Annotated in this window: 22 protein-coding genes; 9 read left to right on the top strand and 13 right to left on the bottom strand. The window is 53.6% G+C overall.

The window, feature by feature from the left end; translation table 11 throughout:
- Positions 1-110 precede the first annotated feature (110 nt).
- Positions 111-1,478, top strand: coding sequence for a dicarboxylate/amino acid:cation symporter (locus tag EV294_RS15885; RefSeq protein ID WP_207918153.1), 1,368 nt, complete (start codon positions 111-113; stop codon positions 1,476-1,478).
- 53 nt (positions 1,479-1,531) lie between these two features.
- Here EV294_RS15885 and EV294_RS15880 read toward each other — a convergent pair whose 3' ends face one another.
- Positions 1,532-2,257: a phosphotransferase family protein gene (locus EV294_RS15880; RefSeq protein WP_243711682.1), complete on the bottom strand. Its 726-nt coding sequence runs from the start codon at positions 2,255-2,257 to the stop codon at positions 1,532-1,534.
- Between the two features lie 90 nt (positions 2,258-2,347).
- Positions 2,348-2,992 (bottom strand): sterol desaturase family protein, encoded by a 645-nt coding sequence (locus EV294_RS15875; protein ID WP_132308427.1) that lies wholly within the window; start codon positions 2,990-2,992, stop codon positions 2,348-2,350.
- A 147-nt stretch (positions 2,993-3,139) separates the two neighbouring features.
- On the opposite strand from EV294_RS15875, the gene EV294_RS15870 reads away from it, so the two are divergent.
- Together EV294_RS15870 and EV294_RS15865 are read left to right on the top strand one after the other, a co-directional pair.
- The gene (locus EV294_RS15870; RefSeq protein ID WP_132308425.1) at positions 3,140-4,348 is read left to right on the top strand and encodes an MFS transporter; all 1,209 of its coding nucleotides are present in this window, start codon (positions 3,140-3,142) and stop codon (positions 4,346-4,348) included.
- A gap of 100 nt (positions 4,349-4,448) precedes the next feature.
- The gene (locus EV294_RS15865) at positions 4,449-4,811 is read left to right on the top strand and encodes a FlxA-like family protein (protein WP_132308423.1); all 363 of its coding nucleotides are present in this window, start codon (positions 4,449-4,451) and stop codon (positions 4,809-4,811) included.
- A 53-nt stretch (positions 4,812-4,864) separates the two neighbouring features.
- Here the strand turns inward: EV294_RS15865 and EV294_RS15860 are convergent, their stop codons facing one another.
- The 4 genes from EV294_RS15860 to EV294_RS15845 all read right to left on the bottom strand — a co-directional run bounded on the left by EV294_RS15860 (position 4,865) and on the right by EV294_RS15845 (position 10,190).
- On the bottom strand, positions 4,865-6,856 hold the full coding sequence (locus EV294_RS15860; protein WP_132308421.1) for an ATP-binding protein: 1,992 nt from the start codon (positions 6,854-6,856) through the stop codon (positions 4,865-4,867).
- Positions 6,857-7,041: 185 nt separating this feature from the next.
- Positions 7,042-8,631, bottom strand: a complete 1,590-nt coding sequence (locus tag EV294_RS15855) for a histidine kinase N-terminal 7TM domain-containing diguanylate cyclase (RefSeq protein ID WP_132308419.1) — start codon at positions 8,629-8,631, stop codon at positions 7,042-7,044.
- A gap of 85 nt (positions 8,632-8,716) precedes the next feature.
- Positions 8,717-9,448: a class I SAM-dependent methyltransferase gene (locus tag EV294_RS15850; RefSeq protein ID WP_132308417.1), complete on the bottom strand. Its 732-nt coding sequence runs from the start codon at positions 9,446-9,448 to the stop codon at positions 8,717-8,719.
- Between the two features lie 133 nt (positions 9,449-9,581).
- Positions 9,582-10,190 (bottom strand): TetR/AcrR family transcriptional regulator, encoded by a 609-nt coding sequence (locus EV294_RS15845; RefSeq protein ID WP_132308415.1) that lies wholly within the window; start codon positions 10,188-10,190, stop codon positions 9,582-9,584.
- 221 nt (positions 10,191-10,411) lie between these two features.
- On the opposite strand from EV294_RS15845, the gene EV294_RS15840 reads away from it, so the two are divergent.
- Positions 10,412-11,170 (top strand): SDR family oxidoreductase, encoded by a 759-nt coding sequence (locus EV294_RS15840; RefSeq protein WP_132308413.1) that lies wholly within the window; start codon positions 10,412-10,414, stop codon positions 11,168-11,170.
- A 50-nt stretch (positions 11,171-11,220) separates the two neighbouring features.
- Here the strand turns inward: EV294_RS15840 and EV294_RS15835 are convergent, their stop codons facing one another.
- Complete coding sequence (locus EV294_RS15835; protein ID WP_132308411.1) at positions 11,221-12,123, bottom strand: LysR family transcriptional regulator; 903 nt, start codon at positions 12,121-12,123, stop codon at positions 11,221-11,223.
- A gap of 122 nt (positions 12,124-12,245) precedes the next feature.
- Between EV294_RS15835 and EV294_RS15830 the strand changes: the two genes are divergently transcribed.
- From EV294_RS15830 to EV294_RS15820, 3 genes are all read left to right on the top strand, one after another.
- Positions 12,246-13,700 carry an MDR family MFS transporter gene (locus tag EV294_RS15830; RefSeq protein WP_165930695.1) on the top strand — a complete coding sequence of 485 codons (1,455 nt, stop codon included), beginning with the start codon at positions 12,246-12,248 and terminating at the stop codon, positions 13,698-13,700.
- A gap of 100 nt (positions 13,701-13,800) precedes the next feature.
- Positions 13,801-14,472 (top strand): response regulator transcription factor, encoded by a 672-nt coding sequence (locus EV294_RS15825; RefSeq protein ID WP_132308407.1) that lies wholly within the window; start codon positions 13,801-13,803, stop codon positions 14,470-14,472.
- Positions 14,469-15,461 carry a sensor histidine kinase gene (locus EV294_RS15820; RefSeq protein WP_132308405.1) on the top strand — a complete coding sequence of 331 codons (993 nt, stop codon included), beginning with the start codon at positions 14,469-14,471 and terminating at the stop codon, positions 15,459-15,461. The genes EV294_RS15825 and EV294_RS15820 overlap by 4 nt, the downstream gene beginning before the upstream one ends.
- Positions 15,462-15,522: 61 nt before the next feature.
- Here EV294_RS15820 and EV294_RS15815 read toward each other — a convergent pair whose 3' ends face one another.
- From EV294_RS15815 to EV294_RS15790, 6 genes are all read right to left on the bottom strand, one after another.
- A complete protein-coding gene (locus EV294_RS15815; protein WP_132308403.1) occupies positions 15,523-17,493 on the bottom strand; it encodes an FtsX-like permease family protein in 1,971 nt (656 codons plus the stop codon).
- Positions 17,490-18,236 carry an ABC transporter ATP-binding protein gene (locus tag EV294_RS15810; RefSeq protein ID WP_132308401.1) on the bottom strand — a complete coding sequence of 249 codons (747 nt, stop codon included), beginning with the start codon at positions 18,234-18,236 and terminating at the stop codon, positions 17,490-17,492. Before EV294_RS15810 ends, EV294_RS15815 begins: the two co-directional genes overlap by 4 nt.
- 175 nt (positions 18,237-18,411) lie before the next feature.
- Positions 18,412-19,116 (bottom strand): GDSL-type esterase/lipase family protein, encoded by a 705-nt coding sequence (locus tag EV294_RS15805; protein WP_132308399.1) that lies wholly within the window; start codon positions 19,114-19,116, stop codon positions 18,412-18,414.
- 152 nt (positions 19,117-19,268) lie between these two features.
- The gene (locus tag EV294_RS15800) at positions 19,269-20,126 is read right to left on the bottom strand and encodes a class II fructose-bisphosphate aldolase (protein WP_132308397.1); all 858 of its coding nucleotides are present in this window, start codon (positions 20,124-20,126) and stop codon (positions 19,269-19,271) included.
- A gap of 164 nt (positions 20,127-20,290) precedes the next feature.
- The gene (locus EV294_RS15795; RefSeq protein WP_132308395.1) at positions 20,291-20,587 is read right to left on the bottom strand and encodes a hypothetical protein; all 297 of its coding nucleotides are present in this window, start codon (positions 20,585-20,587) and stop codon (positions 20,291-20,293) included.
- Between the two features lie 139 nt (positions 20,588-20,726).
- Positions 20,727-22,910 (bottom strand): YhgE/Pip domain-containing protein, encoded by a 2,184-nt coding sequence (locus EV294_RS15790; protein ID WP_243711681.1) that lies wholly within the window; start codon positions 22,908-22,910, stop codon positions 20,727-20,729.
- A gap of 140 nt (positions 22,911-23,050) precedes the next feature.
- On the opposite strand from EV294_RS15790, the gene EV294_RS15785 reads away from it, so the two are divergent.
- Complete coding sequence (locus tag EV294_RS15785; RefSeq protein ID WP_165930694.1) at positions 23,051-23,854, top strand: S-layer homology domain-containing protein; 804 nt, start codon at positions 23,051-23,053, stop codon at positions 23,852-23,854.
- Positions 23,855-23,931: 77 nt separating this feature from the next.
- Positions 23,932-24,582 carry a GntR family transcriptional regulator gene (locus EV294_RS15780; RefSeq protein ID WP_132308391.1) on the top strand — a complete coding sequence of 217 codons (651 nt, stop codon included), beginning with the start codon at positions 23,932-23,934 and terminating at the stop codon, positions 24,580-24,582.
- Positions 24,583-24,684 lie beyond the last annotated feature (102 nt).

Genomic DNA, 24,684 nt, shown 5'->3' with positions numbered 1-24,684 from the left:
AACCGTTTCACCTTGCTTCAACAAAAAACAATTGACAATTGCTTCAGACGTTTGTAAATTATTGAATTATAATTCCTATCAAACAACTTGGATTAGGGGGTAATGGTAAGATGGATAAAATAGATAACAACCTGTTGCTGGCTATCGAGACGAACTGGTACAGCTTTGTTACCGCAATCTTCGTCTTTGCTTTTCTGTATTTCTTGGCACGCAAGCGTGTTGGCTTCGGTACTCGGGTGCTTGTCGGATTAGGGCTGGGGCTGGTCGTCGGGATCCTGTTCCAGAGCCTTGATTCCCTGGAAATCAAAGGGATCACCACCTTCGGCAGCATTTATATCAGCTTGATCCGCATGCTCGTTATTCCGCTTGTTTTTGTTCTTGTATTAAATAGTATCGCTTCGCTCACAAGCCTTGACTACCTGCGCAAAATCGGCTTCAAGACGTTTGCCTGGTTCCTTGGCACAACCGGTATCGCATCCGTTATCGGCTTACTGACCGCTCTGGTATTTAACCCGGGCAAAGGTATCCAGCAGCCTGCCGCAAGCGACGCGGCAGCGCGCGAAATTCCGACGTTCTCGGATGTTATTCTTAGCCTTGTTCCTTCCAACCCGGTTAGCGAAGCGGCGGACGGCAAGGTTGTTCCGATCCTGATCTTCGCGATTTTCCTGGCTGTAGCCATCATTAAGGTTGGTTCGAAAAACGAAGAGGCCGTCAAGCCTGTCCGGGATCTCATCAAATCGGCTACGCAAGTGCTGCATCAAGTCGTTAAATTCGTGATCCGCCTTACGCCTTATGGCGTATTCGCCCTGATTGCCGGCGTTGCGGCCAAATATGGCTGGGATACCCTGCAGGAGCTCGGCAGCGTTATCGTAACCTCGTATGTCGCCCTTATCATTCATTTCGTGCTTGTGTTTGGCGGGCTGGTGCTCTTCGTAGCGAAGGTTAATCCTCTCAAGTTTTTCAAAAAGGTGTATCCGACGGTGGCCGTTGCCTTCACGACCCGAAGCAGCTATGCTACGCTGCCTATCAACCTGGAAGTCATTACGAAGCGTCTCCATGTCTCGCCGAAAATCGCGAGCTTTGTTGCTCCGCTTGGCGCATCCGTCAACTTCAACGGCTGCGGCGGCGTATGGCCGGCGATTGTTGTCGTTTTTACCTCGCAGGCCTTTGGCATTGAGCTTGGCCTGACCGACTACATCGTGCTTGTATTCGTAAGCATCATCTCTTCCATTGGCGTCGCGGGCGTTCCCGGACCGGCGGTTATTTCGACGACGGTTGTTCTTACCGCGCTTGGTCTTCCGCTTGAAGCGCTTGCGATTGTTGCCGGCGTTGAAGCTCTTATCGACATGGCTCGTACGGCCGTAAACGCAACAGGAACTTCGGTTACCGCTCTTCTCGTAGCCCATTCCGAAGGCGAATTCGACCGTGATGCATTCAATAACGACGACGATGAAGAAATCGCGTTAAACGCTGTGTAATGCAGAAGCACAAAAGCCGCCTTTTCCCGCATAACGCGGAGAAGGCGGCTTTTTCATATGCTAGCCTGCAGCCGCCGGTCAATATAGGCCAGCAGCCATTCCCGCTCGCCGGGAATTTGCTCGCGCAGTCTTGCAGCGGCAACAGGCAGCCTCCAGCGGTCGATTGCGGTGCTCTCCGCCCCCGTCAGCCTGCAATATTCGGACAAATACGCTTCGTTCAGCCGCTGCCCGGTATCTGGAGGAATAGACAGAGGAGGCATGGAAACAAACGGCGACAGGAACATCATGGAAGTCCTCGCCACATCGCATAACGGGTCGCCCGAGTTGGCATCCATCCAATCGATAACCGTCAGCCGCCCTCCCGCTTGAAGCACGTTATCCGGATGCAAGTCGCCATGACAGACCGATTCGCCATCCGGCAGACGCTCCAGCTCCGCTAACACCGGCTCCACCCGGTCGCCCAGAAAAGAGGCGGACTGCCGCACGAACATGGCCATCCGGTCCTTCTGCCTTGGCAGCCGGGATGCCCTGCAGCGGTGAATATCGGCATGCAGACGGGCCAGAAGGGTACTGTAATGTTCCGCCTTGTCCATATCGCGCAGCATCATGGCAAGGAGGGAAGGTCCCGCTATCCTCTCGTACACAAGTCCGCTTCTCCCCTCCGCCTCGACCTGTCCAAAAACCTCCGGGGCGGGGACGCCAGCCTGATGAACGGCCGTGCCGATCTCCGCCTCGTAATGAAGCCAGTCCTTCGGAATGTTCCCGTAATAAAGCTTCACGACCCGCCCCTCGCCCCCATTCGTAGACCTCGGCGGTCATGCCTTTCCCGATTAATTGCCCTACAGTCATCCTTGTCCTCCTTCATGCGGTCAGGACGACATCGTCCGGCCGCGGTTTTCCAGGTTTTTCGCGGTGGCGCTTGTCGGTACGTCCTTCTCCTCTTTTAACGTTCCGAAGATCGCGTCCACAAGCGGCGTCGATACACCGTACCAATAGTTCTCGTTCTTGAAGTGATGGAGCAGATGCATCCGCTTATTCCATTTCCAGAATCTCGTCTTGGGCTGAATCGGCCGGTGCGCGACATAATGCTTCCATTCATAGACGAGCAGCATCGCGACAAGCCCCGCGGCGAAGGCCAGCGTGAATGCAAGCGAGCCCGAGATCAAGTAGAAAAGGAGCGCAAATACGCCAAGATTGGGCAGGCTGTACCAGACCGGCAGAAACAGCAGCTTCAAATCATGCGGATCCTTGTGATGATCGTAATGCAGACGCTTCAGAAATTTGAGGAATAGCGGGTTTTTGGGCGCCTTCAAATGAAAGAAGAACCGGTGGGTCAAATATTCGCTGAACATAAATCCGATAAGGCCGGCCATGAAGAATACCGAACTGTACCAGGTCACTGCTTCAATCATGGCCCAAGCGGCCAATCCGATCAGCACCGCTGTCATCATCATAATATCCGCATGCAAAAAATAGTCGCGGTAAAGCCCTTTTTTGCCCACTATTAACCCCATCCTCTGCCCTTTTGAGATGTAAGCCTTTACTTCTTATCTTACCAGTAATTTTACAAAAAATGTTCTTGCTTATATGCCCGTGAAGCGAAATAATAGGTTTTATTATTCAACAAGATGCATGCTCATCAGAAAGGTTGGCTTTACCTTATGGAAGTCTCGCAACAATTAAACGGCAAGCAAGTTCTGCAAGGGCAAGCCGGGAAAGAGCCGTTCCCGATCTCCGTCCTGTCCCTGACCGTTGGCGCCTTTGCAATCGGCATGACCGAATTTGTCATTATGGGCATTCTTCCGAATGTGGCCAACGATTTGAACGTCAGCATTTCGGCAGCCGGCCAGCTGATTACGATGTATGCCCTCGGCGTAGCCGTCGGCGCTCCGATTATGACGATTCTGACGAGCCGGATTCCGCAGAAAAAGCTGCTCTGCATTCTTATGCTGCTCTTTATTCTCGGCAACGGCCTGTCGGTTGTGGCACCCAATTACGCCGTACTCATGATCGCCCGGATGATTACGGCCTTGACCCACGGCACCTTCTTTGGCGTTGGCGCGGTTATCGCCTCCAAGCTCGTAAGAGCGGATAAGCAGGCGGGAGCCGTCTCGATTATGATGGCGGGCCTGACCATCGCCAACATTATCGGCGTCCCGATCGGCACGTATATCGGCCAGAACTGGGGCTGGCGCGCTTCCTTTGGCGCGATTGCCGCCATGGGCGTCCTCGCTCTGATCGGCATTATGATCTTTATTCCTAAGCTTAAGCTAAGCAAGCAGGTCAGCGTCCTTAAGCAGCTATCGGCGATTGCCAGACCAAAGCTGCTCGTCTATCTGCTGATCGCGGCACTCGGCAACGCCGGACTGTTTGCGGTATTTACGTATATTACGCCGCTCCTCACGGACATTACCGGCTTCGCGGAGCATAACGTGACCTGGATTCTGATTCTGTTCGGAATTGGCGTAACGGTCGGCAATATCGTTGGCGGCAAGCTGGCCGACTGGAAGCTGATGCCTTCCATTCTGGGCCTCTACCTGACTATTGCGGTTGTGCTGACAGTCTTCACCTTTACCGTTCATAACGAGATCGCTGCCGTAATAACGATCTTCCTGTGGGGGGCGGCATCCTTTGCCGTTTTCCCGGGGCTCCAGGTCCGGATTATGAGTCTGGCGCAGTCCGCGCCGGCACTGGCTTCGACGTCCAGCCATTCGGCCGGCAACCTCGGCAATGCGTCCGGCGCCTTCATCGGCGGCTGGGTCATTACCCATCTTTCCCTTGGCGCGCTCCCGTGGGTAGGCGCCATCCTGGTTGGTCTGGCTTTGGTGCTTGGTCTTCTCAGTTACCGGACGGATTCGAAGAATCCCTAAGCGAATTCAGCCAACTTTCAGGCTGTGTTCATCCTCCGTTCATGTTTGAAACCGATAACCTTCATGTAGCGGAAGACCTACATGAAAGGAGTGAGCGGAGATGAATATTTCATCATCATCCATCTCGCAATCAAGCTCGTCGTATACGTCCCAGAGCAGTGCTTCGGATACCAGCACGCTGGAGAAACAGCTGGACAATCTCGAGAAGCAGTTAAAGGAAGTTGCGCGGAGCAAGGATGACGAGAAGACAAAGCAAACCAAGACCCGGCAGCTGCAGCAGCAGATTCAGCAAATTCAGCTGCAAATCGCCAAGAAAAAATCGCAGGCGAATAATCTGGCGTCAAGCCAGCAGCAGAGCATGAACGAGCAAGAGGCTGCCAGCAGCCGGCTTGGCGTGAACACCAGCCGGAACAACCCGGCGCTTAACGGTACGACCGGCAATCGTCTCGATATCCGGATCTAAGATCTAACAACCCCCTGGACAGAGCAAGTCCAGGGGGTTGTTTCCTTTACAAGCTAAGCCGGCAGCCTGATGGTTGCCGTCGTTCCGATATTCGGCTCGCTCGTAATCGTTAACGTGCCGCCATGGGATTGGATGATTCTGAAGCATACGGTAAGTCCAAGCCCGGTTCCCGTATCCTTGGTGGTATAGAACGGCTCGCCTAACCGGTCGATGACATGCTGGGGAATGCCCACACCCCGGTCTATAATATCGATGACAATGTGGCCTTTATGATCCTTCTTCATATGGACGTGAAGCTCGCCGCCGCCCGGCATCGCTTCTATCGCATTTTTCATTAGGTTAACGAGCACCTGCTTAATCTGATTGGCATCGCATAAAACGGCCGGCAGATTCGGGCTCTTCTCCGCCAAAATGTTGACGTTCGTAATAATGGCCTGCGACTGCATGATGGGTACGATATCGTCGAGCAGCGAGCCGATATCGCAGCGGCTCATCTGCTGCCACTGATGCGGCTTGGACAGCAGCATAAACTCGCCCACAATATAGTTAATCCGCTCCAGCTCGGTCAGCATCATATCGAAATAATGGCGGTTCTGGTCGGTAGTTCTCCGGTGGAGCAGCTGGGTGAACCCCTTCAGCGCGGTCAACGGATTACGGATCTCATGGGCAACCCCTGCCGCCAGCTGGCCGATAACGGACAGCTTCTCCGACCGGATCAAATGCTGCTCCGACAGCTTGCTCTCCGTTATATCGAGCAGAAGGCCGGATATGGCCGGCTTGCCTTTGAAGAAAGCGGGAGCCGCCTGCATCTCGAGAAACAGATCCGTTTGATTGGATTTCCGCGCGGCAAGAGCAAGCCGGGAGGATTGATTCAACCGGCAGATCATGCTAAATTCCTGCTTTAACCGGTCGCCGTCCGCTTCCAGCAGGAAGCTTGCGAGCGGCTGGCCAAGCATTTGTCCCGGCTCGCAGCCAAACATGCTCTCCCCGTACGAATTCATATGGACCAGCTGGCCATTTTGCTCGATAAACACGCCAAGCAGCGAGCTTTCCACGAAATTATCGTAATTGACCCGCGACTGCATGAGAGCGGCCCCTGCCGATTCCAGCTCGTATATGCCCACCGACAGCCGGACGCCAAGCAGCACTACCGCTACAATCGCGCCTACGCTAATAATGGAAAATTCGCCCAACCGGCAGATGACGGCGATAAGCGCCGCGCAAACAAAGATAATTAGCGCGTAACGTCTCATAAACGTCTGCCTCGACTCGTTGCCCGGCCGGAGAGAAGCGCCCAGCGGTTCCTTGTCCGGCATCGCGGCAAAGCCGATAAACATCATGCCGATAAACCAGCAGAAGTCCGCAATCCAGGACCATTGCTCGCCTGCGGCAGCGTAGGATAATAAGTAGACAAATGCCGTGTTGCCTAATAATTTAATTAAAAAGCCGCTCAACAGAAACCAATTGGCCCGGCCGGAAATGATCTTTTTGCCGTACCAGCTGAAGAACAGCAGAAGAAATACGATGACAGCGTTAAAGGACGAGTTAAACATGTGGTACCCGATAACATCCCGGTTAACGTGATGATGGGACAGAATCGGTTCGATCAGAAGGTTCCAATAAAGCGTGGATGCCATCGTGCCGTACAATAAAATATCGAGTATGAACCGGAACGCAAGATTGGAACGTCGCTGCTGATACTGCATATAGAGGGCAATAAGAAAGAACAGGTATTGAAGTCTCCATAACAGCTCGGGGATGCCCAAATAATCGGGCTCGGCGCCCCTCATAAGCGTTACAATGGTCCAGATGAGCTGGGCAACGAAATAAAACAAGAGTCCCAGCCCGTAATAAATCCAGTATTTCGCCTCTTTGCCAGAGGCCCTGAACAGGAGGATAGCCGCGTAAAGAGCAGCTAACGTTTGAAGAATATGGCTAACCGCAGCCCCGGCAAAGGAATCCCTCCGCAGAAACAGAAGCCAGCCCGCGCATAACAGCAATAGAATCATTCCGAAATAAACCGCAAAGCCCCTCCCGCGAAACAATCATGAACCTCCCCTCGCCTGCTTACAACATTTTCTAGTTCCATTATCCCTATAATACGATTCCTACTGCCAAAATCCTCCTTTCCCTCCGGCTCAGACGAGACTTCTGTCATATACGCGGCATTTCGAAACCGACCAACGAAAAAAAGCACCTCTCCATTATCGGAGAAGCGCTTTTGTATGAGCTATATATGGGCTAAACGGACCGTATTCCGTCCGCTGTTCTTGGCTTCGTACAGAGCATTATCGGCTGCCTTCAGCAGCTGGTTGATACCGCCCCCGGCTTCCTTGCAGCCCGCTCCCGCCATGGCAATGCCAAAGCTTGCCGTCACGGACAATGGAGGCTCGGAAGCGGCGGCGGCCATAGCCTGCGCGGCAATCTCGCCCCGGATCCGCTGAGCGGCAGACTCTGCTTCCTCGCGGGACAAGCCGGGCATTGCGACCACGAATTCCTCGCCGCCATACCGGCCAAACACGTCCTCCGGACGAAGCAGCTTCCGGCAGATATCGACAACATGCAGCAGGGCGCGGTCTCCGGCATCATGGCCGTAAGCATCGTTAATCCGCTTGAAATGATCGATATCGAACAACAGCAAGGCAAGAGACTCGTTCTGCTCAGCCGATTGATGCAGAAGCGCTTCGCTTAAATGAATGAAGTGCCGACGGTTAAAGATCCCCGTCAGACCGTCATGATAAGCGAGCACCCGAAGCTGCTCCTGAAGGCGCACCCTCTCCGTTACGTCAATCATAACGATCAGCTTGCTCGTCTCCGGACCTCTTCTCTTCCGGATAAAGGAAGAGCGGATCTGATAATAGTAGGACTGCATGCCAACGGTCCACTTAACCTCATCGTAGATACGCGGAATATCTTCGCCCGCTTCCGTATCCAGGTCGAGCATCGAAATATCCGTATGCAAAGCAAGCAGCGGCTCAATCGCTTGCCCAAGCGCAGAGGTTGTAAGCTCCGGAAGAATAGCGGCGGCTGCCGGGTTAAAGTCGACCAGCCGATTGCTCCGGTCCAGCACCAGTACCGCGTCGTTCATGCTTTCGAATAGCGTATCCCTGGCGATCGGCGCAACGTTCAGCATTCCCTTCGAGACAAGCCCCCACATATACAAAGCCGCTGTAACGGCCATGATGACGGGAATCGGGTCAATGCCGCCCGGCGTCAGGTTGCCCAAGTAGAGGAAATCGCCGGCGATCGGCAGGAGAAGCCCCACCAGCATCGTAATATGCTGAAGACGGTAAGAGGACCGCATCCGGTTCCAATAGATGAGCAGCAAGGCCACTCCGCCAATCATGCAGCCAAACGTATAGCCGCCTTGCATGATATACCAGGGCCCCGCATTTAATTCGACTCTATGGATACCTTCGGTTATTTGCAATTCGACCGAACGGTAATAGAAATGATGCATGTCGTTTGTGATGACAAGCACAAGCGTAATAAACGGCATCAGGAACATCAAATAGCGCATCTGCCATTTCAATAACCTTTCCATTCCAAGGAAAAACATGATCAGCATCAGACTGACCGGCGGAATAAACGGCATCCCAAAGTACTCTACCGTAATCCAGAACTTCACTTCGCTAAGCGTATTGGCCGACAGCTCCAAAGCTGACCCGAATATATAGATAGCCGAGAGAAAGCACATCGCGATAAAGGTCCTCGCCATCGCTTGCTTGGAACGGTTCATGAATACGTAAATACCCATTAAGATATTAATAACACCGGCTGTAACCATCATCGTTAAAACAGCGGAATAAGGTGTTCCCATACTTGGTGCACTCCGTTATGAAAGATTATCTCTTGCAACTGATCGTAACACAAATAGCAGCAATTGTGGGCGGTTCCTGAAATTTCTATTTGCGCGCAGCGAGCAGCAGGAACATCGGACGGCGCGTCTCATCCCTCATGTCGGGATACTGCTCCAAGGCCTCTTGCGAAGGACCAGGCTCGGCTACGTCCGCAATGCGGAATCCGGCCTTAGCGAGAGCATTCATAATCGTCGATAAGGTGCGGTGATACTTGACGACGTCGGAGTCCAGAAAACGGGCGATACGCGGCCCCTCGTCCTGATAGCCGTCGACCGGCCAGTGCAGCCGCTCTCCCGCTGGGCCGTAATGCCAGTCCTGTGCGGCTACGGCCGTAAAGACCGGATGCTCCATGGACAGGACAAAGCTTCCGCCCGGAGCCAGGCTTTCGTAAATCTTGCGGCAGGCCCCCGCGAAATCCTCTATATAATGGAGCACAAGCGAGCTGATGACGACGTCGAACTCTCCGGGCTCAAAGGAAATATCTTCGATCGCCGCCCGGCGGTAGGTGATCGCGGCATCCTCGTTAAACGATTTCGCGCGCGCGATCATTTTCTCCGATATGTCGATCCCCAGAACGGAACGGGCGCCCCGCTCCCGCGCATAGCGGCAGTGCCAGCCATAGCCGCAGCCTAGATCCAGCACCCTCTTGTCCTCCATGTCCGGAAGCATGGTGCGCAGGACATGCCATTCCCCTGCCGCCTCCAGACCGCCGATGGAACGGGCCATCCGACTGTATTTATCGAAAAAGTCCGGGTCATCGTATTTATTTTGCTTCATAGCGTTTCCACTCTCCCTTTTATCCTCCAGCTTTCTCAGGCCTATTCGAAGGCACTTTTACAAAATGAGTATAACCTCTCTCTTACCATATCGGCATGTTTCTCTGGCAGCCTATAGCCTATAACCCATAGCCTTACGGCTTCCCCGGTTTTTTTGTCCTGGCGACGGACGGCCGCCATTGAATAAGCTTCACCAGCTGCTCCTGCATGTAAGCCGGGGAGTAAGGCAGACCATTCTCAATCCAGTAGAAAATCAGTCCAAGCAGCGCATGATTCGAATAAACGGACAGCAGCTCGACATTTATGCCCTCCAGAGTCGGATGCTCCAGCTCATCCCTTGAAATCTGCTGAATGGCACTGAACATTTTCTCTCTCAGATGGGAATGCGCGTTGCTCTTCAGCAGCAGGGTGTAAAGCTCGGCATGCTGCTGAATATGCTCGAATATTTTCACCGAATGGGCCGGCAGCTCGTGAATGCGGAAATACTCCTCGTTCTCGTAAGGAGCACGGAACGATTGCAGCAGCTCCACGATCAGACCGCGAATAATATCGTCCAGCAAAGCTTCTTTGCTGTCGTAATGCGAGTAGAAGGTCCCGCGGTTATAATCGGCAAGCTCCACGATCTCCGTAATGGAGATGTCATCGAAATCCTTATGCTTCATAAGCGTGAGCAGCGCCTGCTTTAACGCCTCCCTGCTGCGGATCACCCGGCGGTCGACCGCTTTGCTAGGATGATTGGGCATGCCATCCCTTCCTTTTTCCAAAAAGTTTTTTTCAACAAACGGCGGCCGTTTGTTCGTTAACGCACATTTCATAAGGTTTTACTGATTGAGGCTTGCTCCACGGCTTTATTATACTAAAAACAAACAGCTGTATTCATAACCAACAGCTGTTGAAAAACATTTTTTATTCCTTCGCAGGAAGGACATGCATACAAACCAATTGAAACCGGGAGGAATTAACGATGAGACTATCGGGTAAAGTTGCAGTTATTACAGGCGCGGCTTCGGGTATGGGCAAGGCGATTGCCGAGCTGTATGCCGCGGAAGGAGCAAAGGTGGTCGTATCCGACCTTCGCGTGGATACCGCTCAAACCGTTGTTGACGGGATTGAGGAAAAAGGCGGTACGGCGGTTGCCGTGGCAGCCAACGTTGCGAAGGAGGAAGATGTACAGCAGCTGATCGATGCGGCGGTAGATAAGTTCGGCACGGTCGATATTCTCGTCAACAACGCCGGCATTATGGACAACTTTGTTCCTGCCGCCGATCTGACGGACGAGCTGTGGGAGCGGATCTTCGCGATCAACACGACAGGCCCAATGCGGACCATCCGCAAAGTGCTTCCCCTCTTCCTGGAGAAAAAAGCAGGCGTTATCGTGAACATCGCTTCCGCCGGAGGTCTGTTTGGTTCCCGCGCAGGCGCGGCTTACACCGCCTCGAAGCACGCCGTTGTTGGTCTGACGAAAAACGTCGGCTTCCAATACGCCACGCAAGGCATCCGTTGCAATGCCATCGCTCCCGGCGGCGTAAATACGAATATCGGTACCTCGATCAATGCGCCAAGTCCGTTTGGCATGGAACGCGCAATGGTTGGCATTCAGGTGAATCCTCGCGCAGGCGAGCCTGAGGAGATTGCAAAGGTTGCTCTGTTCCTGGCTTCCGATGACGCAAGCTTCGTGAACGGCACCGTAGTTACGGCCGATGCAGGCTGGACGGCTTACTAAAAAATCTATTTATCAAACAAGCGTCAGCCGATGGGGCTGGCGCTTTTATTTTACACTTCAATATAATCGAGAAACTTCCGGGCCAGCCGCTGCTGGCTGCCTTTCTTCGAATAGATGCCGCCAAACGTGCCGCTTGCATCCAGCCGATACCCGGCCAGCGGTACCGCAGCAATCCTTCCGCTCTCCACATACGGATCGTCTCTCAGCATAAGGCTGGACATCAGACTGATCCCAAGGCCCTCCGCGACGCTTCGCTTTATGACCTCGGGGTTGGTTGTCGTAAAAATAACGTTAATCCCGCCGCATACCTGATCGATATCCTCCGTCACCCCATCCCAGAAGCTGCTTGCCGACATAATAAACGCATGATTGGCCAAATCCTTCAGCATAAGCTCCTTATTAAGCGCCAACACCGAATCCCGGGGTACGATGACTTGCAGCTCCCCTTTGTATTGAAAGGAGTGGAAGGCAATCGGCTCGTCCGGCAGTCCGTCGCTGGTATATGGATTAAGCGAGATTAATCCCAGGTGAGCTTTGTCATGGATGATTCGGTCAATGACTACCCGACTCTCCAGCTCGATGACCATCACCTTGATTTGGGGAAAGTCCTTCTTGAAGCTTGCCAGCGCCTTGGGCAAAAAGGTCATGCTCAAGCTCGGAATCGTCGCGATGACCAGCTCGCCCTTATAAACGGACGTAATCGACTGCACCTCTTCTTTAATCTCGTCGACCTTCATCAGAATTTCGAGCACCTTCTTGATGATCGTTCTCCCGTCTTCGGTCGGCACGGTTCCATTACGGGAACGCTTGAAGAGCGGAATGCCGATTTCCTTCTCCAGGAGCGAGACGGACTGGCTGATCGCGGATTGGGACACATGAAGATTTTGCGCGGCCAGCGACATGGAATTCGTCTCGAATACTTCCTTCACATATTCCAATTGTTCGATATTCATGGACTTTCCTCAGTTCTTTATATTAGCGTTGCTTATATTACCATCAACAATAGATGGTATGCCATCTGAATCCATTATATTATAATCGACCTCACGTGAGAAAAGTGGAGTGTGAGGCATTTATGAATGCGAAGCAAGACGGCAGCCGGTTCTGGTTCGTTATATTGGCGATCTTTTTCGGCAACTTCTCTTCGATCTTGAATTCGGGAACGGTAACGGTTGCCCTGCCCTTCATGATGAAGGATCTTCATTCGGATCTGAACGATACGCAGTGGGTAACGACCGGCTTTATGCTCGCCATGGGTTCAATAGCCCCTATCGTTGGTTACCTGGGGGATAAAATCAGCTATAAGCGGCTTTATATGTTCTCGTTAGTCGGCTTTCTCCTATGTTCGATCTTATGCGGCTGCTCTTGGAATATCGGTTCCCTTGTCCTCTTCCGGATCCTGCAGGGCTTGTTCTGCGGGGCGATTCTGCCGGCAACGTTAACGATCGTTTATCAGGCGGTTCCGGCGGAAAAGCAAGCGCTTGGCGTCAGTCTATGGAGCGTGGCCAGCATGTTTGCCCCTGCCATTGGCCCAACCCTTGGCGGCCTGCTGACGGAGTATTACGGCTGGAAGGCCATCTTCTTCATGAACATCCCGCTTGCGCTATTGGCGATCGCGCTGGCTTCCCGTTACCTGCCGATGCAGCAGGCCAACAAAGGCAGCTCCCTGGATATAGCGGGGCTGCTCACCGCCGTAACGGGCAGTACGGCCCTAATGATGTATTTCACGCAAGGAAATAAAATCGGCTGGTTTTCCGGCTGGGGAATTCTATGGATTACGCTTGGCGTAGTCAGCATGGCCTTGTTCGTCTGGCGGGAGCTGACGGCGAAAGCGCCTCTCCTTAATCTCCGGATTTTCCAGTACACGACCTTCACCTTTGGCATTGTCGTCAACTGTATTCTGACGATCGGCTTGTACGCGGGCGCCTTCCTGCTGCCGATCTATATGGAAAATGCCCTTGGCTCATCCTCCTTGACGGTGGGGCTTATGATGCTGCCGGGCGCTCTGCTTATGATAGGCGCGTCTCTATTGTCGGGGCGTCTTCACGGGAAAATCCGTCCGGAATATCCGCTGCTTGGCGGCGCTTTTCTGCTGATCATCGCGACATGGGCGTTCAGCCGTCTATCCCTGACAACGTCCTATGCGTTTATCATCGGGTGGATGATTTGCCGTTATGTCGGGCTGGGCTTCTCGTCTCCGAATATCATGACGCTCTCGATGAGCGCTATTCCGAAGGAGTCTACCGGGCATGCTTCCGCGATTACGAACTGGCTGCGACAGGTTATCGCATCCTTCGCAATCGGCATATTCAGCTCCGTTTACTCGGTCCGGACGCAGACGCATTTCACGGAGCTTAGCTCAAGCGGCGCGGTGAACACCTCCCTGCAGGAGACCGCCTCCGTCCTCGCCATGAACGATACGTTTATCGCGGCTTGTATCGTTACGGTTGTTGCGATTCCGTTTATTCTTGTTCTGAGCTCCCGCTCCAGGAGCAGCGGTAATAAAGCAGCTTCGACCGTATCCAAATAATATCGGAAAGCCCCTCTATATCCGTATAGAGGGGCTTTCGGCATTTGAAAATGATATAATTCACCTTATACAAGCCCGCGTGGAGCAGGAGGTAAAGCCGTTGTTTCGGATTATGATCATTGAAGACGACGAGAAGATTCGGCGGATTGTCGCCGACGCATTACGCAAATGGCAGTATGAAGTCATCGAGCTGACGTCCTTCGAAAACGTGCTTGGCGAGTTCGAGGCCGCGCAGCCCCATTTGGTGCTGCTTGATGTCAATTTGCCCGTGTTTGACGGGTTTTACTGGTGCCAGCAAATCCGCATGGCTTCGAAGGTGCCGATTATTTTCATTTCGTCCCGCAATCAGAATATGGACGTCATCATGGCGATTAATATGGGCGGAGACGACTTCGTGCAGAAGCCGTTCGACCTTGGCGTGCTGGTGGCAAAGGTGAGCGCGCTGCTCCGCCGCAATTATACGTATCAGGACGACAACCTGCGGATGTCGCACCGGCAGCTTGTTTTCCATTTGTCGAATTCCTCCGTGCAGCACGGGGAGCGAACGGCTGAGCTGTCGCGCAACGAATTTATTATCCTCCAGACGATGATGCGCAGCATCGGCAAGATCGTCTCGCGCGACGACCTGATGCAGGTACTGTGGAACGACGAGCAGTTCATCGATGACAATACCTTGACCGTTAACGTCAACCGGCTGCGCCGCAAAATCGCGCTGCTTGGGCTCGAGGATTTTATCGCGACCCGCAAAGGAATGGGGTATATCATCGAATGAGCTTCTGGCGATTCCTGAAATACGAACGGCCTTATTATTTGTTGTATGGCATCGCATTTCTGCTTACGGTTGCGGTATTCGCAACGGATCCGCAATCTTCCTGGCACTGGCCGACGTTCTTCTACGCGCTAACGCTGGTTGCGCTCGGGCTTGCCGCTTTTACCGCCTACCGCTATACGCGGAACCTGCAGGCGATCCGCCGGATGCAAAGCGAGGACGCCGAGCCTTTGTCGCTGGAGGCCGAGGCTTACCGGGATACGCTGGAGGAATCGGGCATCGCCCATATCCGTTCCTTGAACGAGGTTCAAGCGCGGCAGAAGGAATATTACGACTTCATCATCTCCTGGTTCCATGAGATCAAGACGCCCATTTCCGTACTCCGCCTGATGCAGCAGACCGAGGTTGATCCGCAAAGCCTGAACGAGGAGCTGTCGAGGATCGAGCATTATGTGGATCAGGCTTTGTATTACGCGAAGCTCGACAGCTTCAATCAGGACTACGAGATGGTGAACTGCGATCTGGAGCCGCTCGTCAAGAATGTCATCAAAGCCCATTCCAAGTCTTTTATCTCGAAAAGAATCCGCGTTCGGCTCGACCTTCCGTCCACCGTCGTCCAAAGCGATTCCAAATGGCTGCTGTTCATTATTAACCAGATCATAACGAACAGCCTGCAATATACAAGGGATCATGGGGAGATCAGCGTGAAGGCCTCGGAAACGAACGAGGAGAAGCTGCTGATCCTTCGGGATAACGGCATCGGCATCGATGCCAAGGATATGCCGCGCATCTTCAATAGGGGATTTACAGGATTAAACGGCCGCACGCATGCCAAGTCGACCGGCATGGGGCTATACCTGGCCCAGGAGCTGTCGAGGAAGCTGGGGCATTACATTACCTGCGAGTCCGCACCGGGCAGCGGCTCGGTGTTCACGATTCATTTTCCAAAGCATCATGATCCTTATTTGGATACGCTTCAGCGGAAAGAGTAAAGGAAGACAAAGGGCTGCCCCAAAACGTCATGAGTTGACGACGGGGCAGCCCTTTCGCAAGTTAAGGGTTCTGATTAATAATCCGGTAATACAGATTGGCCGACGAGATGTAGAACACCAGATAGATGAAGAAGAATACCCCGATAATGCTCCACACGATGCCCGGCAGCTCCGGGAAGTCCGTTACCGAGTCGAGAATGTAATACTTGATAATCGTCCAGCTGTATAACATCCCCAGCACGATTGGGGGCAGGAAGACAAACAGCAGCTGCTTGCGGATGACGCTGCGGAACTGGCGGTTGTGGACGCCCATTTTGCGCAGGATGGCGTATTGGAGTCTTTCGTCGGTGGCTTCGCGCAGCTGCTTGAAGTAGATGACGCTCGCCAGCGCGAAGGTAGCGATCAGAGCCAGGAAGCCGGCGGCAAACAGCAGCAGGGACGAGCTCTCGATCTGCTTCGAATAGATATCCGCAAACGAGGAGTAATAGGCCTCTTTGTCTTGGGAGACAACAAGGGCATGAACCTGCTCGGATAATTCCTCCGCGTTTTTAGCGTCCGCCAGCCCGTAAATCTCGAAGCCTTTTTTATCCATCGCGCCGCCGCTTAGCTGCCCGTAAGCCTCATCCGAGATGACAAACACCGGCGGCTTCTTGTCCATGGACAGGACCGGGTCGGTTGCCCAGCCGAGGTAGGCATAGTCCTTTTTCTCCACGATCGTAAACGTCTTCTCGCCATCCGCTTTCACCTTGAAATCGGGCATCTCTCCAGCGGCGTAACGCTTCGGAAAGTCGGAGCCTTGCGCGAGGGCGACAGCCTCCAATCCCTTCAGCTCTACCTTCTGCTTATCGCCCCGCAGACCGATTAGTTCATTGTAGTCCTTCTGGGAGATCAGCCATAGGCCGGGAACGTAATACTCCGGGTTGTCGAAAGCGATGCCACGGTCCGTCAGCGGTTCCGCAACCAGCACTTCGGGCTTCAGATGATAGTTAATAGCATGGCCGGAGCCTTTGATCAACTCGTCAATCTTCTCATTGGCCGCCGGATCGAGGGATTCATACGCGATTGCATTGGGTACGTTCATGCCAACCGCCTCGAATTGCACCTTGTAGTTGATCGTCACGAAACAGAGCAGCATCACAATGACCGCGCTGAACAAGGAGATAAACGTCAGGTTGAGCGTGTTGCCCCGGATTTGAAAACGGAGCGAGGACGTCCACAACACGGTGTTGCCTTCATGGTACTTGCGCCCGCGGCTGATTAGCTGAAGCAGCCATCCGGCAAATTGGCGGAAGAAAAGATACGTGCCGCCAACGATGCCTATGGCCGTGGCAATTAAGCTAAAGACCCCGTAATCCTGCCAAACGGCGGAATATTGTCCGCTGCAGATAAGAAACAAAGCGAGGCCGATCAGCAGAACGGCCAGAACCGCCATGACAGGGGACACGCGGACCGGCTTCTCCGCCTTTTGCTTGGCATGGAACAGCTCCGTCAGCTGCACGCGGTTAACCAGAATGTAGCTTTGAACGCTGACGATCAACGCGATCAATAGAATAACCCCTGCCGCCGTAGCCATTGCTCCAATCGGGAAAGACAGCGAGATGACCTGATCGTATTGCATCAGATTCATAAGCAGCATGCCGAACAGCTTCGAGAGCAGCCCGCCGAGCAAAATTCCGACAACCAGCGAGATCGCGCCCATTACAAGCGTCTCGTAGAAGATCATCCGTACAAGCTGCCGTTCGTTCAGGCCGTACAGGAGATACATGCCGAACTCTTTCTTCCTCTGCCGCATGAAGAACGAGTTTGCATACAGGATAAAGAAAATAATGAACAGGAAGATGACGACGGACGCAATCGCTACCCCGGTCTGGAACAGCTCCCGGTTCTGCAGCGCGTCGATAATGTCTTTATTGTACATGAGCGACGAAAACGTATATTGGATAATAACGCCGATAATCATGGACATCAGATAGATGGAGTACAGACGGAAGTTGCGTTTGACATTGCGGATCGTCAGATCGAACAGGCTCATCGCAGCTTGCCTCCTAGAAGGCTTTGCGTCTCCAGAATGCGTTCATAGAAGGTCTTCTGGCTCTGCTCGCCCGCGTAAATCTCGCTTACGACCGCTCCGTCCCTTAGGAAAATAACCCGCTTGCAGTAGCTCGCCGCATAGCTGTCATGCGTAACCATCAGGATGGTTGTGTTAAAGGCCGCGTTTAGCGATACAAGCTGCTCAAGCAGTTGGGTCGCCGAACGCGAATCAAGCGCACCCGTCGGCTCATCGGCAAATACGATCGCCGGCTCCGTTATAATCGCCCGCGCCGAGGCTGCGCGCTGCTTTTGCCCGCCGGAGATCTCGTTCGGATATTTCTCGAGCAGCCCTTCAATGTGGAGCGCTTCAACGATCGGCTTAAGCCGCGCCTCCATATCCGCCGCCTTGTACTGGCGCAGCGACAGGGGCAGCAGGATATTCTCCTTCACCGTCAGCGTGTCGAGCAGATTGTAGTCTTGGAAAATAAACCCCATCCGCTCCTGGCGAAATTGCCGAAGCGACTTTTTCTTCATATCAAGCAGCGACTTCCCCTCAATCCATACCTCGCCGCCGCTGAGCTGATCGATCGTGGAAAGCACGTTCATCAGCGTGGATTTGCCCGATCCCGAAGGCCCCATAATCGCCGTAAGCTCGCCGGGCTGAACCGTCAAATCAATGTTTTTCAATACGGGGGTTGCCCCGTAGCTCTTTGATAAATTTTTCGTCTGGATAACCGTCTCCATCTCAAAGCCCCTCTCCTCTTTCTATCTTTAATATAGACAGATCGGAGAGAGGCATCCATCGAAGTAAGATCGTTCCAGGTGACGTTTTTGTCACGATAGCGGTCCGGCGTCCCTCCAAGCTCGCAACGCTACATAAAGAATTTGCCGCCCTCATGACCGGACGGCAACCTCTGCTCTAATTCGATTTCTTCCCGATAATCTTGCTCAGCGCATCCGCCCACAGCTGGTAGCCCTGCTCCGTCAGGTGGCAAGTATCGAAAGCAATCTCGCGCGGCAGCGTTCCGTCTTCGGCCAGCATCGACGGCCCGATATCGAGGAAGATCAGTCCCAATTCAGCGGCAAGCTCCGCGTACAGCTCGTTCATCCGGCCAATCAGCTTGCGGCGCGGATCCTCCGGAGACTCCTCGCGCGGGAATACCGCCATGAGAATAATCTTCGCGGAAGGGGCATGCTGGCGAACGCGTTCAACAACCGCGCGCACACCGTCGCGGACCTCCTCGGCCGTGCTGGAACGGGCGTTTTCGGTATCGCTTGTATTATTCGTGCCGATATTAATAACCACCCACTCCGGAGAGAGCCCTTCGAACTGCCCGTTGTCCAGACGCCACAATACGTTTTGCGTCCGATCCCACCCGAAGCCAAGGTTCAGAACCCGGCGGCCTGCAAACACGGACTCCCAGGCTTGTCCCGTTCCATGCCGGCTTGAAGAGACCGGGAGCCCTCCCCAGAAATGCGTAATCGAATCCCCGATCAGGACGATTTCCGGATTAATCTCATGCTTGATCCGCAGCACCTGCTCATGCCGCTCCCACCAGTCGTAGCTGTCCTCCTCCAGCTTTGTCGCCGGAATAACGGCCGTATTCACCGTATGCGTTTTCATTAACTTGTTGCCTTCTGCTGCTGTCTTGGTCACTTGAATCACCCAGTCCCTATGATTTGACTCTATTATAGCGGAGCACGCGTCACTTCAACCACACAAAAAAAAGGCTGAACAGCCGCAAGTGGCAGCCGTTCAGCCCTTTTATATCATTCTTACGCTTTGTTCGAGGAACCGAACTCGCGGATTTTGCCGATAACCGTTTGTTTGATCGCTTCGCGGCCTGGAGCCAGGAATTTACGCGGATCGTATACGTCGGAGTCTTTAGTCAGGATCTCGCGGGCAACCTTAGTGAACGCGATTTGGTTCTCTGTGTTCACGTTGATTTTTGCCGTACCACGAGCAATCGCTTTTTGGATATGCTCCGTAGGGATACCCGTACCGCCATGCAATACAAGCGGAAGCTTGATTGTTTGGCAGATTTCTTCCATTTCGGCAAAGCCCAGTTTAGGCTCGCCTTTGTAAGGGCCGTGAACGGAACCAAGAGCTGGCGCCAGGCAGTCGATGCCCGTGCGTTCAACAAGCTCTTTGCACTCTTTAGGGTCAGCGTAGATAACGCCTTCAGCGACTACGTCGTCTTCTTGGCCGCCAACTGTACCCAGCTCAGCTTCAACGGAAATGCCGCGCTCGTGAGCGTAAGCAACCACTTCGCTAGTGATGCGAACGTTCTCTTCGAACGGATCGTGCGAAGCGTCGATCATAACGGATGTGAAGCCAGCATCGATCGCTGCTTTACATTTGTCAACGCTGGAACCATGGTCCAGGTGGATGGCAACAGGAACCGTGATTTTCATTTCTTCGATCAGGGCTTTAACGATGTTTGTTACTACTTTGAAGCCGCCCATATAACGAGCTGCGCCTTCAGATACGCCCAGGATTACCGGGGATTGCTCTGTTTGAGCAGCGTCAAGGATCGCTTGCGTCCATTCGAGGTTATTGATGTTGAATTGACCAACAGCGTAACCGCCTTGCAAAGCTTTGTTCAGCATGTCTTTCATTGATTCCAATGCCATTGTTAAATCCTCCTCAGATAAATGACTAGACCTTTCAATCATACCCAATTCAACTGCTGTTATGCGGTTCCAACCGGCAGATCTATCGGCCCGAACGGAATGGGCGTATGTACTCGTTCACGTTCTCTTTAAGTCAATATGTTATCACAAAATTCGGCATAAGACTACCTATTGGAGGCCAAGCTCCTTTGTCGCAAGGCAAACCAGAGCTTTTTAAAAATTGTAAGCGCTATAATAGAAGCGATTAATATTAGCGCGAACCAGAAGGCGGCCGCCAGCCACGGAAAGTCCTGAAAGGGTCCGCGATAGACGATAAAAACCGAGTCGCGGTACTGGAAATCGTCGTAATGACTATCCGTTCGAAACAGGCCTCTTACAAGTCTATTGTTCGTCAAAACAAGAATCGCTGCAAGGATCACCCCGAGCAATGCGCCCTGCCATACCGTTGCTTTCAGGCTCATCGTTACCATTCCCCATCTTAAAAAATAATTACTTTTAACCTTCTGCTATTTTACCATTTTAAAACAAAGTTTTGTTATTAGCCCGCAGAAACAAGCTGCCGGCCCTTCGGGGACCGGCAGCTTGCTTTTGCATCTTCACTTAGATCTTCACCGGCATCAGCTGCTCGTCACGTTCTTTTTTCTTCGTCAGGGCAAAGTACAGGCAGGTCAGCATGACGAAAATAACAATGTAGTAGGCGAGCCGCCCGGCTTGCTGCCACATATGAGCAAAATCGCCGCTCGAGATCACATCCCTGTAGCCTCGGATGCTGTAGGTCATCGGAAGCCACGGGTTCATCGCCTGCGCCCAGCCCGGCAGCAGCTCGTAAGGGAACGTGCCCGCGCTGGAGACAAGCTGGAAGATCATAAGCAGCAGCACGACGAACCGCCCGGGATTATCAAGCCAGGTAACAAACGCCTGAACGGTGAACATAAAGGTAAAGCCGGTTAGGACGGTGTACAGATAGAACAGCGGCACGCTCTCTACCTTTAACCCCAGCACATACAAAATCACGGTGCTAAGAATAAGCGACTGGGCCAGGCTCATGATGCCGAAGGTGAGCAGCTTGCTCAGGAACAGCGGTAGTCCGTCCGCTTCTTCCGCCGCGGATTGCCTGGCCGAGAACATCGTCGTAAAAACAAGCGAGCCCGCGAATAAGGCCATCGACAGAAAATAAGGGGCAATCCCGTTCGCGTACAGCCTCACCTTGCGGTCGTCATTCGCCACAATCGTAACCGGCTCGGCAATCATCTGGATCGTCTTCTCGTCCGCCTTGAGACTGGCCGTCTGCTCGGCAGCGCTCGCCAGATTATCCGCCAGCTGCTGCGAGCCGCTTGCAAGCTTATCGGCACCGGTCTTCAGCTCGCCCGCCCCGGCTGCCAGCTGCGAAGCGCCGCTTGCAAGCGACGCGCCGCCGGCTTCAAACTGCGAGATGCCGGACTTCAGCTTCTCCGATCCTTGCGCCAGCTGCGCCGCGCCTTGTCCAAGCTGCTTGCTGCCCGATACAAAGGCCGGGAACCGGGCAGCCATTTGCGATAAGCCGTCTCGCAGCTGATCCTGCGCCGTCGCCAGCTGCGAGGCGCTTTGCAGCAGCTTGCTCTGGCCGGCGCTTAGCTGCTTGCCGCCGGCAAGCAGCTTCTGCTGCCCGGCATTCAAGGTGCGGCTGCCCGTTAGCAGCTTCTGCTGGCCCTTGCTCAGTTCCTTCGCACCGTCAGCTGCCGCTTGGCTTGCCGCAAGCAGCTTCTGCACCGCAGGATCGGCAGCCAGCTCGGCATTGCCGTCCGCCAGCTGCTTGAGGCCAGCGGCTATCTGTGCACTGCCGTCTGCCAGCGCATCGCTGGCGGCGGCCGATGCGGTCAGCCCCGTCTCCAGCTGCTTGCTTCCGGCCGCGGACTGCTGCAGACCGGCGTACAGATCATCCGCCCCACTCTTGGCGGACTGAATGCCGTCCTTCAGCTGCCCCGATCCATCCGCCAGCTTATCCGCGCCCTGCTTCAGCTGCGTTGCCGCCGCACCCAGCTGCGACGCCCCGGATGATAACGTTCCTGCGCTGCTACTCAGCTTCGACAGCCCCGCATTCAGCTCCGATGCCCCGCTTTCCAGCTGGCCGACACTGGCGCGAAGCTTGGCCGCACCGCCTGACAGCTCCTGCAGCTTGCTGCTTAGCGTCCCCGCGCCATTCTTTAGCTGCACCGCGCCATCATGCAGATCGGAAGCCCCGGCTGCCAGCCGGGATAAACCGCTCGAGAGCTCCGAGAATTGAGAAAGCATGCTTCTCGAATACGCCTCAGTCAGATTTTGCGACAGCTTGTTTCGCAGCTCCTTTGTCGCATTTTCGCTGATCTGCCCGGATATAAAGTTATAAAAGCTGTTGGATTCGAAGATTATATCCGCCTTCTGCGGCGATTCGCTTGTTAAGGAGGACGCATTCCCGGAGAAATTCTCCGGAATCGTAATCGTCGCGTAATACCGGTTGCTGACCATCCCCTCGCGGGCGGCCTGCTCGCTGACGAACCGCCAGTCGAAGGTTTCGTTCTCCTTCAGCTCCTTTACGAAATCCTCGCCGACATTCATCGCTTTCCCTTGATATTCCGCGCCTTTATCGAGATTGACAACGGCCACCGGCAGATCCTGAAGCTTCCCGTAAGGATCCCAGTTCCCCTTGATCAGGAATCCTCCGTACAGCATCGGCACGATTGATACGCCAAGAAACGTAATGATAAGCATCCTGTTTTTCAGAAAATAACCCAGGTCCTTCTTAAACACTCGAAACGGATTAGCCAATTCGGATCCATCCTTTATCTGTCATTCATTGTGCCCCTATTGTTTCCTGCGGCTTCCACTTCCATTCGACAGCTATTGCATTCGCCATCTTGTACACTTTAATAGAGGACTACATTACATTTTGAAGGGATGCGATGCTGATGAGTCGATGGAAAGCCGTTGTGCCGCTGCTAATCGGTTGTCTCTTTACCTTTGCAATAACGGGCTATGCCGCCTCTCAGGCGGCGTACGAAGAAGCGGAGCAGTCATGGGCCGCCCCGGCCTTGAAGGAATGGCTCGATCTCGGATGGCTGCAGGGCTATCCGGACGGGACGATTAAACCGGAGATGCCCGTGAACCGGGCGGAGATGGTATCGATGATCAACAGAGCTTTCGAATTGAGCGACGCGGCGCCCTTCTTTTATCAAGACGTCAGGACGTCCGACTGGTTTTACACCGAGATAGGCAAGGCTGTTCAAGCAGGCTACATACCCGAGGGGGGCAACGGCAAGATAAGACCGGGGCAGATCATTACCCGGGAGGAAGCGGCGCTTATGCTCGCAACCCTTGTTCAGCTGGAGCTTCCGAGAGAACAGGACAGTCCGTTCAAGGACAATGATCGGATTCAGGAAGCAAGCCGCGGAGCCGTTGCGAACCTGGCGGAAAAAGGAATCGTGCAGGGCTACCCGGACGACACCTTCCGGCCTGCCGAACCGGTCACTCGTGCAAGCGCTGTCAGCATGATCGACCGATTGCTGAAGTCCGGCATCGTGAACCGGACTTACTCGGCCCCGGGTACTTATGGCCTTGAATCCGCCGTCGAGACGGTGTACGGAGACGTTACGATAGCGGCTCCCGATATTACTTTGCGAAATTTGCATATTAAAGGGGATTTGATTATCAAGAGCGGCAGCGAGGGGTATCGCCTTATCGATGTCGTAGTGGATGGTGACACGATCGGCTGACATTCGGCCTGCCTATAGCATTGCTTTCCGGTTATTTGGTACTATTAGTCTAAAAAACAGATAAAGGAACATCCGCCATGTCCTCAACATCATTAGAAACAATCGCTTACCGCGAAATCCGGGAACGGATTATGCGGGCTGAATATATGCCGGGTTCGATGCTGTCGGAGAACGAGCTTGCCGCCCTGCTCGGCATGAGCAGGACGCCGGTCCGCGCCGCTGTTTCCCTGCTTGAGCGTGAAGGTCTCGTAGGCTCCTTCCGGGGCCGGGGGGTTATGGTGAAGGAAGTATCCGTCCATGAATTCAGCGAAATGTACGAGGTTCTTGTCTCCATGCAGCTGTTCGTGCTGGACGCAGCAGCCAAACGGCAGTTAAAGTTCGATATCGCCACCATGGAGCAGCTGCTCGAGCAGCAGCAATCCGCCTTGGAGCAAAAGGATTATTACGGCTACTACAATAGCAATTTGCAGTTTACCGAAACCATCCTGGGGACGATCCATAACGAAAGCATGCTGCAAATTATAGAGCTGTATCGCGGCCGTTACGTGTTCACAACCGTATCCTACCGCATCAAATACCCGCAATACCAGCCAAGCCGTTCCATTCAGACGAACCGCGGCATTCTCGAAGCCCTTAAGAGAGGCGATATCGCCGTGGCTAAAGCCGCTGTCGCTTCGCAATACTCGGATACGCACGAGCAGTTCATTCTCCATGGCTTGATGAAATAAATAGTCGTTTCGGCATGGATTATATTCTTTGAAAAAAGCCATGAATTCCCGCAATGGAATCCATGGCTTTTGTTTATCTGGCTTTCCTTTTCTTCCGATGGT

Source organism: Paenibacillus sp. BK033 (assembly GCF_004345425.1).
GTDB lineage: Bacteria > Bacillota > Bacilli > Paenibacillales > Paenibacillaceae > Pristimantibacillus.
Note: the sequence above shows the minus strand (reverse complement) of the source record. Positions and strands in the feature narration are given on the sequence as shown.